Source organism: Kineococcus radiotolerans SRS30216 = ATCC BAA-149 (genome assembly GCF_000017305.1).
In the GTDB taxonomy this organism is placed as follows: Bacteria; Actinomycetota; Actinomycetes; order Actinomycetales; family Kineococcaceae; genus Kineococcus; species Kineococcus radiotolerans.
Map to the genome: position 1 here is coordinate 3,459,856 of NC_009664.2, position 12,954 is coordinate 3,472,809.

The 12,954-nt window shown below is 73.8% G+C and carries 13 protein-coding genes; 8 read left to right on the forward strand and 5 right to left on the reverse strand.

The window, feature by feature from the left end; all coding sequences use genetic code 11:
* Positions 1 to 483: 483 nt before the first annotated feature.
* The 4 genes from ileS to KRAD_RS16480 are packed head-to-tail and all read left to right on the forward strand — an operon-like array spanning position 484 to position 6,032.
* Entirely contained in the window at positions 484 to 3,741 is a 3,258-nt protein-coding gene (gene ileS / locus KRAD_RS16465; protein ID WP_012086779.1) for an isoleucine--tRNA ligase, read from the forward strand.
* Positions 3,738 to 5,318 (forward strand): bifunctional folylpolyglutamate synthase/dihydrofolate synthase, encoded by a 1,581-nt coding sequence (locus KRAD_RS16470; protein ID WP_012086780.1) that lies wholly within the window; start codon positions 3,738 to 3,740, stop codon positions 5,316 to 5,318. Before ileS ends, KRAD_RS16470 begins: the two co-directional genes overlap by 4 nt.
* On the forward strand, positions 5,315 to 5,671 hold the full coding sequence (locus KRAD_RS16475) for a DUF4233 domain-containing protein (RefSeq protein ID WP_012086781.1): 357 nt from the start codon (positions 5,315 to 5,317) through the stop codon (positions 5,669 to 5,671). The genes KRAD_RS16470 and KRAD_RS16475 overlap by 4 nt, the downstream gene beginning before the upstream one ends.
* Before the next feature lie 28 nt (positions 5,672 to 5,699).
* Positions 5,700 to 6,032 carry a hypothetical protein gene (locus tag KRAD_RS16480; protein ID WP_012086782.1) on the forward strand — a complete coding sequence of 111 codons (333 nt, stop codon included), beginning with the start codon at positions 5,700 to 5,702 and terminating at the stop codon, positions 6,030 to 6,032.
* 3 nt (positions 6,033 to 6,035) lie between these two features.
* On the opposite strand, the gene KRAD_RS16485 is transcribed toward KRAD_RS16480, so the two are convergent.
* The 3 genes from KRAD_RS16485 to KRAD_RS26605 form a co-directional block, all read right to left on the reverse strand.
* Entirely contained in the window at positions 6,036 to 6,701 is a 666-nt protein-coding gene (locus KRAD_RS16485) for a maleylpyruvate isomerase N-terminal domain-containing protein (protein ID WP_012086783.1), read from the reverse strand.
* A complete protein-coding gene (locus KRAD_RS16490) occupies positions 6,698 to 8,158 on the reverse strand; it encodes a sugar porter family MFS transporter (RefSeq protein WP_012086784.1) in 1,461 nt (486 codons plus the stop codon). Before KRAD_RS16490 ends, KRAD_RS16485 begins: the two co-directional genes overlap by 4 nt.
* Before the next feature lie 91 nt (positions 8,159 to 8,249).
* On the reverse strand, positions 8,250 to 8,504 hold the full coding sequence (locus tag KRAD_RS26605; protein WP_041292166.1) for a hypothetical protein: 255 nt from the start codon (positions 8,502 to 8,504) through the stop codon (positions 8,250 to 8,252).
* A 92-nt stretch (positions 8,505 to 8,596) separates the two neighbouring features.
* Here KRAD_RS26605 and KRAD_RS26610 point away from each other — a divergent pair, with 92 nt between their 5' ends.
* On the forward strand, positions 8,597 to 8,998 hold the full coding sequence (locus KRAD_RS26610; RefSeq protein WP_012086785.1) for a VOC family protein: 402 nt from the start codon (positions 8,597 to 8,599) through the stop codon (positions 8,996 to 8,998).
* On the opposite strand, the gene KRAD_RS16505 is transcribed toward KRAD_RS26610, so the two are convergent.
* Positions 8,938 to 9,684: a helix-turn-helix domain-containing protein gene (locus tag KRAD_RS16505; RefSeq protein WP_012086786.1), complete on the reverse strand. Its 747-nt coding sequence runs from the start codon at positions 9,682 to 9,684 to the stop codon at positions 8,938 to 8,940. The genes KRAD_RS26610 and KRAD_RS16505 overlap by 61 nt on opposite strands.
* Positions 9,685 to 9,734: 50 nt before the next feature.
* On the opposite strand from KRAD_RS16505, the gene ndk reads away from it, so the two are divergent.
* The gene (gene ndk / locus KRAD_RS16510; protein ID WP_012086787.1) at positions 9,735 to 10,166 is read left to right on the forward strand and encodes a nucleoside-diphosphate kinase; all 432 of its coding nucleotides are present in this window, start codon (positions 9,735 to 9,737) and stop codon (positions 10,164 to 10,166) included.
* Between the two features lie 80 nt (positions 10,167 to 10,246).
* Positions 10,247 to 10,669: a VOC family protein gene (locus tag KRAD_RS16515; RefSeq protein ID WP_012086788.1), complete on the forward strand. Its 423-nt coding sequence runs from the start codon at positions 10,247 to 10,249 to the stop codon at positions 10,667 to 10,669.
* A gap of 45 nt (positions 10,670 to 10,714) precedes the next feature.
* Here KRAD_RS16515 and acs read toward each other — a convergent pair whose 3' ends face one another.
* The gene (gene acs / locus KRAD_RS16520) at positions 10,715 to 12,685 is read right to left on the reverse strand and encodes an acetate--CoA ligase (RefSeq protein ID WP_012086789.1); all 1,971 of its coding nucleotides are present in this window, start codon (positions 12,683 to 12,685) and stop codon (positions 10,715 to 10,717) included.
* A gap of 92 nt (positions 12,686 to 12,777) precedes the next feature.
* Here acs and KRAD_RS27830 point away from each other — a divergent pair, with 92 nt between their 5' ends.
* The gene (locus KRAD_RS27830) at positions 12,778 to 12,885 is read left to right on the forward strand and encodes a putative leader peptide (RefSeq protein WP_375791729.1); all 108 of its coding nucleotides are present in this window, start codon (positions 12,778 to 12,780) and stop codon (positions 12,883 to 12,885) included.
* Positions 12,886 to 12,954: the final 69 nt, after the last annotated feature.

Here is a 12,954-nt window from a genome sequence, read left to right on the forward strand (position 1 = left end):
CGGGGCGACGGGGGGAAGGTCGGTGGGGCTCGTCAGTGACGTTAGGTAGCCGATTGCTCCACGAGTAGCTCCGTTCCGCCGCTAGAGGTAACGCTGTGGTGATGAACCGACCGCTTGGGTCTGTGGTCACCACGCGCCGTGACGGCGTCTCACTGGCCCCTTGACCGACCGTCACCACGTCGTGCGGTCCGGTCACGGTCCGCTCCGAACGGGGAAGACGGGACCGGGCGCGGCGGTTAAGATGGGTGCACAGGCGTCGATCCGGCCATCACCGGTGAGCCTCCGGAAGAACGGCCCCACCACCGCACCGGTCGGCGGGGCTCACTAGACCCGGACGGGTGCGGCCCGTGACAGCCGGACGAGAGGTCGTCGTCGCCACCCCTCCGGGGAGGGCGGGGTCGGCAAGCGGGGTGGTACCGCGGCACCGCCGGCCCCGGCGGGTGTCGTCCTCGTGGCTGGAGCAGTTCAGTCGGAGGAGACGACGTGTCCCAGGACGCGAACCCGGACGTGACCACCCCTGACGTCCCCGTCGGCACCGCGGACGACACCGCGGCGGACGCCACGAGCAGCCCCCGCTTCCCCGAGATCGAGCAGCGCGTCCTGGACTCCTGGGCCGCCGACGGCACGTTCCCGGCCAGCGTCGAGGCCCGCCGGGGCTCCGCGGCCGGGGAGTTCGTCTTCTACGACGGCCCGCCCTTCGCCAACGGCCTGCCCCACTACGGCCACCTGCTCACCGGGTACGTCAAGGACCTCGTCCCGCGCTACAAGACGATGCGCGGGCACCGGGTCGAGCGCCGCTTCGGCTGGGACACCCACGGCCTGCCCGCCGAGGTCGAGGCCGAGAAGCAGCTCGGCATCACCCACAAGTCCCAGATCGACGAGCTCGGCATCGCCACGTTCAACGAGACCTGCCGCACCTCGGTGCTGCGCTACACCGCGGAGTGGGAGCGCTACGTCACCCGCCAGGCGCGGTGGGTGGACTTCGACAACGACTACAAGACCCTCGACACCGACTACATGGAGTCGGTCATGTGGGCGTTCAAGACGTTGTGGGACAAGGGGTTGATCTACGAGGGGTTCCGCGTCCTGGCCTACTGCTGGCGCTGCGAGACCCCGCTGAGCAACTCCGAGACCCGCCTGGACGACGTCTACCGCAACCGCCAGGACCCCGCCGTCACCGTCGGGTTCCGCCTGCTGGGCGAGGGCGCGGACGACGCCCTCGACGGGGTGCTCGCCCTCATCTGGACCACCACGCCCTGGACGCTGCCCAGCAACCTCGCGATGGCCGTCCACCCCGACCTCGACTACGTCGTCGTCACGGGCACCGGCGCGCACGAGGGCCGCCGCTTCCTGCTGGCCGCCGAGCGCCTGGCCCACTACGCCCGCGAGCTCGGCGAGGACGCCGCCGAGCGCGTCGTCGCCCGCTACCGCGGCGCCGACCTCCTCAGGCGCCGCTACGTCCCGCCCTTCGACTACTTCGCCGGCCGCGAGAACGCCCACCAGGTCCTCGCCGCCGACTACGTGACCACCGACTCCGGCACCGGGATCGTGCACATCGCCCCCGCCTTCGGCGAGGACGACAAGCTCGTCACCGACGCCGCCGGCATCGTCCCCGTCGTCCCCGTCGCCTCCAACGGCACGTTCACCGCCGAGGTGCGCGACTTCGCCGGGATGCACGTCTTCGACGCCAACAAGGAGATCAACCGCGCCCTGCGCGACGGCGTCCCCTCCGGGGCGCTGCTGCTGCGGCTGGAGACCTACGACCACTCCTACCCGCACTGCTGGCGCTGCGGGAACGCCCTGATCTACCGGGCCGTGTCCAGCTGGTTCGTCAAGGTCACCGCCATCCGCGACCGGATGGTCGAGCTCAACGAGCAGATCACCTGGGTCCCCGAGCACGTCAAGCACGGCTCCTTCGGCAAGTGGCTCGAAGGCGCCCGGGACTGGTCCATCAGCCGGAGCCGCTACTGGGGCAGCCCCGTCCCGGTGTGGACGTCGGACGACCCCGCCTACCCGCGCGTCGACGTGTACGGGTCGCTGGACGACCTCGAGCGCGACTTCGGCGTGCGCCCGGCCGACCTGCACCGCCCCACCATCGACGACCTCACCCGGCCCAACCCCGACGACCCCACGGGCCGCTCGACCATGCGCCGGGTCCCGGAGGTCCTCGACTGCTGGTTCGAGTCCGGGTCCATGCCCTTCGCCCAGGTGCACTACCCGTTCGAGAACTCCGAGTGGTTCGAGAGCCACTACCCGGGCGACTTCATCGTCGAGTACATCGGGCAGACCCGCGGCTGGTTCTACACCCTGCACGTCCTGGCCACCGCCCTCTTCGACCGCCCCGCGTTCCGGACCGCCGTCTCGCACGGCATCCTGCTCGGCGACGACGGCCGGAAGATGAGCAAGTCGCTGCGCAACTACCCCGACGTGTCCGAGGTCCTGGACCGCGACGGGTCCGACGCCATGCGCTGGTTCCTCATGAGCTCCCCCGTGCTGCGCGGGGGCAACCTCATCGTCACCGAGCAGGGCATCCGCGACTCCGTCCGCCAGGTCCTGCTGCCGCTGTGGAACACGTTCTCGTTCCTCCGGCTGTACTCGGGGACCTCCAGCCACACCCCGCGCTGGCGGACGACCTCGCCCGACGTCCTCGACCGCTACGTCCTGGCCAAGCTGCACGACACCGTCGTGACGGTGACCGAGCAGCTCGACGCCTACGACATCGCCGGGGCCTGCGAGACCGTCCGGCAGTTCCTGGACTCCCTCACCAACTGGTACGTCCGGCGCTCGCGCGCGGCGTTCTGGGACGGGGAGTCCGAGCGCGCCCGCGACGCGTTCGACACCCTGCACACCGTGCTGGAGACCACGACGCGGCTGCTCGCGCCGATGCTGCCGCTGGTGTCCGAGGAGATCTGGCGCGCCCTCACCGGCGGCCGCTCGGTGCACCTGACCGACTGGCCGGACCCGCTGGACCTGCCCAGCGACCCGGCCCTGGTCGCGGCCATGGACGAGGCCCGGGTGACCTGCTCCAACGCGCTGGCGCTGCGCAAGGCCAACGGGCTGCGGGTGCGCCTGCCGCTGAACCGGCTGGAGGTCCTCGTCGCCGACCCCGCGGCGCTGCAGCCGTTCGCGCAGCTCGTCGCGGACGAGGTCAACGTCCGCGAGGTCGCGCTGGGGCCGATCGAGCGCGCCGCCGAGTACGGCGTCGTCGCCAAGCTCACCGTGAACGCCCGCGCCGCCGGCCCGCGCCTGGGCAAGCAGGTGCAGCAGGCCATCCGGGCCTCCAAGTCGGGGGACTGGGAGGAACGCCCCGACGGCACGGTCGTCGCCGGGGGCATCGAGCTCGCCGAGGGCGAGTACGAGCTGACCACCGTCGTCGAGGGCGCGGACACCGGGCGGGCCACCGCACCGCTGGAGGGCGGCGGTTTCGTCGTCCTCGACACCACCGTGACCCCGGAGCTGGCGGCCGAGGGGATCGCCCGCGACGTCGTCCGCCTCGTCCAGCAGGCCCGCCGCGACGCCGGCCTGCACGTGTCGGACCGGATCCGGCTGACGATCGCCGCCGACGGGCCGGTGTGGGAGGCGCTGGTGACCCACCAGAACCTCGTCGTCGACGAGACGCTGGCGCAGCAGTTCGGCTCCACCGGGTCGGCCGCGGCGCTGCCGGTGGAGAAGGCGACGCTGGTGGGCAGCGTCGAGGGTCACGAGGTGCGCGTCGTGGTGCAGAAGGCGGAGCAGCTGTGAGCGGCGAGGGACCCCTGGACCCGTTCGCGGGCGAACCCGACGAGGACCTCGACGACCTCACGGGGCCGCTGTCCGACGGCGAGGAGGACGACTCGGGGGAGGAGGCCTTCGGCACCGACGGCCTGCGCCGGGGCCGCGTCCCCCAGGACCGCCGCCCGCCCTCCCGGGTCCCCGGGGCGGCGGTCGCGGCCGCCACCCCCGGCCCCGCCGTGGAGGACGACCCGCGCTTCGAGGAGGTCGTGGCGCAGATCCTGGCGCGCAACCCCGAGCACCGGATCCACCCCACCCTGGACCGCGTGCGCGAGGCCTGCGCCCTGCTGGGGGACCCGCAGACGGCCTACCGCGTCGTCCACCTCGCCGGCACCAACGGCAAGACGTCCACGGCGCGGATGGTGGAGCGGCTGGTGCGCGAGCACGACCTGCGCACCGGGCGGTTCACCAGCCCCCACCTCGTCGACATCACCGAGCGCATCGCCGTCGACGGCGACCCCATCACCCACGCGGCGTTCGTGCGGGCCTGGGACGACGTCGAACCCGTGGTCTCGATCGTCGACGCCCGGGCCGCCGAGCGCGGTGAGCCCCGGCTGAGCTTCTTCGAGGTCCTCACCCTCATGGCCTTCGCCGCGTTCGCCGACGCCCCCGTCGACGTCGCGGTGATCGAGACCGGCCTCGGCGGGACGTGGGACACCACCAACGTGGTGCAGCCCGACGTCGCCGTCGTCACCCCGGTCTCGATGGACCACGAGGCGTGGCTCGGTTCGACGCTGGAGGAGATCGCCGGTCAGAAGGCCGGGATCATCAAGCACGGCTCGATCGTGGTCATCGGGAAGCAGGAGGAGGAGGCCGGGGCCGTGCTCACGGCCAAGGCCGCCGCCGAGCGCGTCAACGTGGTCCGCGAGGGCGTCGACTTCGGGGTCGAGGAGCGGGCGCTGGCCGTCGGGGGGCAGCTGGTGTCGCTGCGCACCCGCGGCGGCACCTACACCGACGTCCTGCTGCCGCTGCACGGGGTCCACCAGGCCGAGAACGCCGCGACCGCCCTCAGCGCCGCCGAGGCGCTGCTCGCCCTGCCCGGCGGCACCCTCGTGCCCGGGCTGGTCGAGGCGGCCTTCGCCGACGTCACCTCGCCCGGGCGGCTGGAGGTGCTGCGGACCTCCCCGCTGGTCCTCGTCGACGCCGCCCACAACCCCGCCGGTGCGCAGGCCCTCGCCGACGCGGTCGCGGAGGCCTTCACCCTCAGCCGCCTCGTCGGGGTGGTCGCGGTGATGGGGGACAAGGACGTCGAGGGTGTCCTGAGCGCCCTCGAACCCGTCCTGGCCGAGGTCGTCGTGACCCGCTCCAGCTCCCCGCGCGGCCTGGAACCGGCCGAGCTCGCCGAGATCGCGGAGGACGTCTTCGGCGAGGACCGGGTGCACCTCGTCGAGCGCCTCGACGAGGCGATCGCCACGGCCGTCGACCTCGCCGAGTCCGACACCGGTGCGGGTGGTGGGATCGGGGGCAGCGGCGCGGGTGTCGTCGTCGCCGGGTCCGTCGTGCTCGCCGGCGACGTCCGGGCGTTGTTCGGGAAGGGACAGGGATGAGGAACCCCAAGCGGATGATGGCCGCGACGGTGCTGATCAGCGAGGCGCTCGTCGTGTTCTTCGCCACGCTCACCGCCTACGGCCTGTCCGAGACCCGGCACGTGAGCTACCTGGTCGTGGGCGGGGTCCTGCTGCTGCTGTGCGTGCTGTGCGCGGGGATGCTGCGCTCGCGCGCCGGGTACGCCTTCGGCTGGGTCCTGCAGGTCGTGATGATCGCCGGGGGCTTCGTCGTGCCGATGATGTTCCTCGTCGGGGCCGGGTTCGCGGTCATCTGGTTCTTCGCCGTCCGCCTCGGCAACCGCATCGAGCGCGAGCAGGCCGAGATCGCGCGCCGGCTGGCCGACGGTTCCTGACCCCCACCCCCGCCCCCCGGAGGAACCCGTGCGCATCGTCCTCGACCCCGCCGCCCCGCAGCCGGTCGGGCTGGTCGACCTCGACGTCCTCACCGCCTTCGACGTCGCCGTCCCCGCCGGCACCACCGCCGCCGAGGCCGCGGCCGTCCTCGGCGGCGTCGGCGAGCTCGACCCGCGGGGGGAGGACCTCGCCGGCGCCCACGTCCGGGTGCGCCTGGACTGGCTGCGCGGGACCGCCCACGCCGGGGGCGCGGGCCCCGGCTGGGACGAGCGGTTCGACGCGATGATCGCCTACGCCCGCTCGAAGGGCTGGGTCGACGACGCTGCGGGCACCGTCCGCGCCCACGTCGCGGTGGGCTGAGCCTCAGCGCAGCACCGGGAACCGCTCCGCGAGCCCGGGGTGGTGGGCGCTGACCTCCGCGGTCAGCGGTACCCGGCCGGTGCCGGCCAGCACCACCGTCGCGTCGTCCCAGTCCGCGGGGACGACGTCGCCGGCGAGGTCGTCGACGGTGCGCCGGGCCAGGGTCAGGGCGCCGGGCGCGGGGGGAGCGGCGATGAGGTCCAGGTCGAGGTGGTGCACCGCGAGCTCCACCGCCCAGCTGCCGAGGAAGTCGCCGGTGCCGAAGGTGAACCCCTGGAACGCGACCCGGTCCTCGCGCCCGGCCGCGACCCCGCGGGCCAGCCCCTCCACCGTCCGGTCGAGGTGGCCGGTCAGCGCCTCGGGCGCGGGGTAGGCGGCGGCGAACCCGGCCAGCAGCCGGTCCTGCTCGGCGGTGTCCTCCGTCGCCGGGTAGCGCGTCCAGTAGCCGGCGGCGTCGACGGTCACCGGCCCCGGTGCGTCGACGTCGAGCAGGGCCAGCGCCACCTCCTGCAGCCCCAGGTGCACGTGGACCAGCAGCTGGGCGCAGGTCCAGCCCGCGCACCGGCTGGGGGCCTCGACCTCGTCGAGCCCCGCCAGCAGCTCCCGCCAGGTGGTGAGCTCGTCCAGCAGCGCCGTGCGGCCTTCCTCGTCGGAGAGGTGCAGGGTCACGGCGCGGTGCTCGTGGTCTCGGCGCCGATCTCCTCCAGCTCGCGGCCCTTGGTCTCCTGCACGGCCCGGCGGACGAAGACGAACGACAGCAGCGCGATGACGGCGTAGAGGCCGTAGGCGTACTGCAGGCCCAGCTTGGCCAGCGACGGGAAGCTCGTCGAGATCGCGAAGTTCGCCAGCCACTGCGCGGCCGCGGCCACGGCCAGACCGGCGGCCCGGATCCTGTTGGGGAACATCTCGCCCAGCAGCACCCACACGACCGGGCCCCAGGTGGCGCCGAAGGAGATGACGTAGACGTTGGCGGCGATGACGCCGATGGTCCCCCACGGCTGCGGCAGCGAGACGTCCTGGCCGCTGCCGCTGGCCTGGGAGAAGGCGATCGCCATGACCGTGAGCGAGAGGAACATGCCCGCCGAGCCGACGGTCAGCAGCGGCTTGCGCCCGATCCTGTCGACGGTGGCGATGGCGATGAACGTCACGACGACGTTGGTGACCGAGGTGATGACCGAGGTGGTGAAGGCGTCGGACTCGTCGAAGCCGACGGCCTTCCACAGCGTGGTGGAGTAGTAGAAGATCACGTTGATGCCGATGCCCTGCTGCAGCACCGACAGCAGGATCCCGACCCAGACGATGGGCAGCAGGCCGAACCTCGGCCCGCGCAGGTCGCGCAGGCTGGGCTCGTCCTCGCGGCGCATCGAGTTCTTGATGTCGGCGACCTTGCGCTGCACGGCCTCCAGGCTGCGGGTGCCCAGGACCTCGCGCAGCACCTCGCCGGCGCGCTGGGTCTTCCCCTGGGCGATGAGGTAGCGCGGGGACTCCGGGATCTGCAGGGCCAGCAACGCCCAGACCAGCGAGGGGATGACCCCGACCACGAACATCCACCGCCACGCGTCCCACCCGAACCACGTCGTCTCCGAGGCCCCGCCGGCGGTGTTGGCGATGAAGGCGTCGGAGAGCAGGGCGGCGAAGATGCCGACGGTGATGGCGAGCTGCTGCAGCGAGGCCAGCCGGCCGCGGATGTGGGCGGGGGCGACCTCGGCGATGTAGGTCGGGGCGATGACCGAGGCGATCCCGACGCCGACACCGCCGACGACGCGCCACAGGATCAGGTCCCACACGCCGAAGGCGAAGGCGGACCCGACGGCGCTGACGGCGAAGAGCGCCCCGGCGATCACCATGACCGCCTTGCGGCCGAAGCGGTCGGCCAGCCGGCCGGCGAACCAGGCCCCCACCGCCGCCCCCAGCAGCGCGCAGGACACCGCGAAGCCCTTCAGCCCCGCCGCGAGGCGGAACTCCTCGGCGACGGCGTCCACCGCGCCGTTGACGACGGCGGTGTCGAAGCCGAAGAGGAACCCCCCGATGGCGGCGACGACCGAGATGAGCACGACCTTCGTCGTGGTGCGCTGCCGCTCCTCGGCGTCGGCGCGGTCGGGACCGCGCCCGTTCTCCTGGGACATGCGGGGTTCCTCTCACCGGTGCGCGTCGGCGCTCCTGGCCGGAGCCCGCCGACGATGATCCGCCCGCGCCCCGCCGGGCGCACCCCGAAGCTCAGCCGTCCTCGCCGCGCGCGGTGGCGAGGTCGTGGGCGGCGATGTCGACGGCCTCCTCGGCCCGGCGGGCGGCGTCGACCAGGCCGGCCAGCGCGGCCCCGTCGGGGATCCGCACCGAGCGCGCGCCGTAGGCCTTGGCCAGCGACTTCGCCTCGGCGGCGAGCTCGGCCAGCACGGTCGCGGCCGCGTCGCGGGCCTCGCGCAGCGCGGCCTCCTGGGCGGTGGTGTCCTCGCGGTCGTGGCGCAGCGGCACGGTGGTGTCCTTCCTCGGAGCGGGGCGTCCATCGTCCCAGCGCGTCCGATCCGTTCAAGACCGGCCCGCCCCCGTCGCGGGAAGCTGTCCGCATGAGCACCGGACCCGTCCCCCGCCTCGACCTCGTCGGCGTGGTCGTCGCCGACATGGCCCGCTCCCTCGCCTTCTACCGCCGCCTCGGCCTCGACGTCCCCGCCGACGCCGACGACCAGCCGCACGTCGAGGTCGTCCTGCCCGGCGGCCTGCGCCTGGCCTGGGACACCGAGGAGACCGTCCGCTCCTTCGACCCCGGCTGGGTCCCGCCCACCGGTCACCGCGGGTCGCTGGCCTTCGACTGCGGCGACCCGGCCGGGGTGGACCGGGTCCACGCCGACCTCCTGGCCGCGGGGGCGGAGTCGCACCTGGCGCCGTTCGACGCGGTCTGGGGCCAGCGCTACGCCGTCGTCCTCGACCCCGACGGCGCGTCGGTCGACCTCTTCGCCGCGCTCGGCTGAAACGCCCGGGGCGTCCGGCCGGTGAACGCGCGGACCTCCCGCGCCAGGGGGGCCTGGTCGCTGAAGCCGGCGCCGGCCGCCACCTCGGCGGGGGACCGGCCCGCGCGCAGCGCCCGCACGGCCCGCTGCAGGCGCAGCACCCGCGCCAGCACCTGGGGGGAGTAGCCGAAGGCGGCGAGGCTACGCCGGTGCAGCCACCGCAGCCCGACGCCCAGGTCCTCGGCGACGTCGGCGACGCGCCGGTCGTCGGCGAGGAGCCGGGCGGCCCGGGCGGTCAGCGCGTCGGGCGGCGGGGCGGCGCGCGCGATCTCCTCCAGCGCGGTCCCGGGCCGGTCCGCGAGCGCCACCGCGCTCGTGAGCCGCCGCACCCGGTCCGCGCTCCACAGGTCCTCCAGCGGGACGCGCGCGTCGCGCAGCTCGTGCGCGGGGACCCCGAGCAGGGCCGGGGCGTGGCCGGGGGCGAACCGCAGCCCCGTCCACCGCACCCGCCCGTCGCCGTCGGCCCGGTGCGCGCGGGTGTCGGGACCCGCCACCAGCAGCCGGCCCTCACCGCCCTCGCAGCGCCACAGCAGGTCCAGGCACCCGTCGGGCAGGACGAGCCCGCCGGAGCCGGCGGTGGGACCGGGGGCGGGGGTGCTGGACCACACCCGGGCGCCGGGGACGCGGGAGGTGCGCTCGCGGTACACCCCCGCAGTCCAGCGCGGACCTCCGACACCCGCTTCGCTAGGGTCGGCGCGTGACTGACACCACCGCGCAGCGGACCCTCGTCCTGGTCAAGCCCGACGGCGTGCGCCGCAACCTCTCCGGGGAGGTGCTGCGGCGCATCGAGGCCAAGGGCTACACCCTGGTCGCGCTGGAGTTGCGCACCGCCGACCGCGAGCTCCTCGCCGGCCACTACGCCGAGCACGAGGGGAAGCCGTTCTACGAGCCGCTGGTGGAGTTCATGCTCTCCGGGCCCGTCCTCGCCGCGGTCGTCGAGGGCCACCGCGTCATCGAGGGCTTCCGCTCCCTCGCCGGCACGACCGACCCCACGACGGCCGCTCCCGGCACCATCCGCGGCGACCTGGGCCGCGACTGGGGCCTGAAGGTGCAGCAGAACCTCGTCCACGGGTCGGACTCCCCGGAGTCCGCCGCGCGCGAGATCGGGCTCTGGTTCCCGAACCTCTGACGCACCGATGACTTCCCGGGCAGGCTGAGGTCGGAGGAGCAGGAGGGCCGGCCAGCGGCCCGGGACCCGAGGAGCCCACCGTGCGCACGATCTTCGTCAACCTCCCCGTCGCGGACAAGGAGGTCGCCAAGACCTTCTTCACCGCGCTCGGCTTCTCGTTGAACCCGCAGTTCGAGGACGAGACCACGGCCTGCGTCGTGGTCGAGGAGAACGTCCTCGTCCTCGTGCACGAACCGGAGAAGTGGAAGCAGTTCCTGCACTCCGAGCCCGCGCCGGGGGGCACGAACGAAGTGATGATCGCGCTCTCGGCCTCCGGTCGCGAGGAGTGCGACGACCTGAAGGCGAAGGCGCTGGCCAACGGGGGAGCGGAGTACGCCCCCACCCAGGACCACGGCTGGATGTACGGGGTCAGCTTCCGCGACCCCGACGGTCACGTCTGGGAGGCGAGCTGGATGGACGTCGAGGCCGCCGCCGGGGCCGGGGCCGGGGCCGGCGAAGCGTGACCCGCGGCCGGCCGGTGGTCCCGCAGGACCACCGGCCGGAGCCGGTCAGCGCGAGCGCACGTACTGCGCCCAGGCCGTCTCCACGGCGGCGAGCGCCGTCTCGTCCTGCAGCGAGGTCACGTCCCCCCCGCCGCGCCCGGCGGTCAGGTCCGCCATCAACCGGCGCATGATCTTCCCCGACCGGGTCTTGGGCAGGTCCGGGACGACGACCACGTCGCGGGGCCGGGCGACGGGCCCGATCTCGCGGGCGACGTGCTCGCGCAGCTCCGCCGCCACCCCGTCCTCGGGACCGGCCCCGCGCAGGATGACGAAGGCGACGATCCGCTGCCCGGTCGTGTCGTCCGGGGCGCCCACGACGGCCGCCTCCGCGACCCGGGGGTGCGAGACCAGGGCCGACTCCAGCTCGATGCTGGACAACCGGTGCCCGGAGACGTTGAGCACGTCGTCGATGCGGCCGCCGATCCAGATGTAGCCGTCGGCGTCCTTCGTGGCGGCGTCGCCGGCGAGGTAGTAGCCCTGCGCCGCGTAGGGCTCCCAGTAGCTCTTCACGAACCGCGCGTGGTCGCGCCACACCGTCCGCGCCATCCCCGGCCAGGGCTTCGTGATGACGAGCACGCCCTGCTCACCGGGGGCGGTCTCGTTCCCCTCGTCGTCGACCACGGTCGCCGACAGCCCCGGCAGCGGGACCGTCCCCGAGCCCGGCTTCAGCGGCGTGACCCCCGGCAGGGGAGCGACGACGGCCGCCCCCGTCTCCGACTGCCACCAGGTGTCGACGATCGGGCAGCGCCCGCCCCCGACCTCGCGGTGCAACCACGACCACGCCTCGGGGTTGATGGCCTCGCCCACCGACCCCAGCAGCCGCAGCGACGAGAGGTCGAAGCGCGCGGGCAGCTCCGGCCCGTGCTTCATGAACGTCCGCACCAGGGTGGGAGCGGTGTAGTAGATCGTCACCCCGTACTTCTCGATCACCTCGAAGTGCCGGCCCGGGTGCGGGGTCAGCGGCGACCCCTCGTAGATGACCTGGGTGACGCCGTTGGACAGCGGGCCGTACATCTCGTAGCTGTGCGCGGTGACCCAGGCGAGGTCGGCCTGGCACCAGTAGACGTCGTCGTCCTTCACGTCGAAGACCGCCCAGTGCGACCAGGACGTGTGGGTGAGGTACCCCCCGCTGGTGTGCACCAGGCCCTTGGGCTTCCCGGTGGTGCCCGAGGTGTAGATGATGAACAGCGGGTTCTCGCTGTCGAAGCTCGGCGCGACGTGCGTGCTCGGCTGACGGTCGACGAGGTCGTGCCACCACACGTCGCGGCCCTCGGTCCACGGCACGTCCGGGGTCTGCTCGCCGGTGCGGCGCAGGACGAGGACGTGCTCGACGTGGTCGAGGCCCTCGACCGCGGCGTCGGCGGCGGCCTTCACCGCGACGGCGGTGCCGCGGCGGAACTGACCGTCGGTGCAGACCAGGAGCTTCGCCCCGGTGTCCTCGACCCGGAAGCGCAGCGCCTCGGCGGAGAAACCCCCGAACACCAGGCTCACGACGGCCCCGATGCGCGCGCAGGCCATCGTCGTGACGATGGTCTCGGGCAGGACCGGCAGGTACAGGACGACGCGGTCGCCGTGCCCGACGCCGAGCTCCTCCAGCGCGTTCGCCAGCCGGCAGACCTCGTCCTGCAGTTGCGCGTAGGTGATGGTGCGCGCGTCGCCGGGTTCGCCCTCCCAGTGCAGGGCGACCTTGTCCCCGCGCCCGGCGGCGACGTGGCGGTCCACGCAGTTCACCGCCACGTTCAGCTTGCCGCCGGTGAACCACTGCGCCGTCGGCAGCGTCGAGCCGTCGAAGACGGTGGTGAACGGCTCGTCCCACTGCAGCCGGCGGGCCTGCTCGGCCCAGAACGCCTCGGGGTCGGCGGCCGCGCGCTCGTGCTCGTCCGCGCCCACGTTGGCCTGGGCGGTGAACGCCGCGGAGGGGGGGAACACGAGGTCCTGGGCGGTGGCGCCGGGGTCCGCGGGGGGCGTGCTGGTCATGCGGTGGTCGTCCTCCTGGCTGGGGGCGGCGATCGGATGAGCGGCCCGTGGCCGGCTTGGTCGCCAGGGTAGCCGCGCCGTAGGCTCCCACCGTGGACAGCACCCGGACGCGCGACGCTCACCCGAGCGCCCGTCCGTTCTTCGCGGTCCAGCGCCGCCACGTCGACCTCTGCCGCACCCGCTCCGCCGCCTGTCGCTGACCCGCCCCGCCGCCCGGAACACCCGGCGGCCCCCGGGCGCTCGACCGAGCGGCCCGGCCGGTCACGTCA

Bases quoted from the DNA above. Each gene is read 5' to 3' on its own strand.
- KRAD_RS16475 (WP_012086781.1), top strand. From the start codon at position 5,315: ATGAGGAACCCCAAGCGGATGATGGCCGCGACGGTGCTGATCAGCGAG.
- KRAD_RS16490 (WP_012086784.1), bottom strand. From the start codon at position 8,158: ATGTCCCAGGAGAACGGGCGCGGTCCCGACCGCGCCGACGCCGAGGAG.
- KRAD_RS26610 (WP_012086785.1), top strand. From the start codon at position 8,597: ATGAGCACCGGACCCGTCCCCCGCCTCGACCTCGTCGGCGTGGTCGTC.
- acs (WP_012086789.1), bottom strand. From the start codon at position 12,685: ATGACCAGCACGCCCCCCGCGGACCCCGGCGCCACCGCCCAGGACCTC.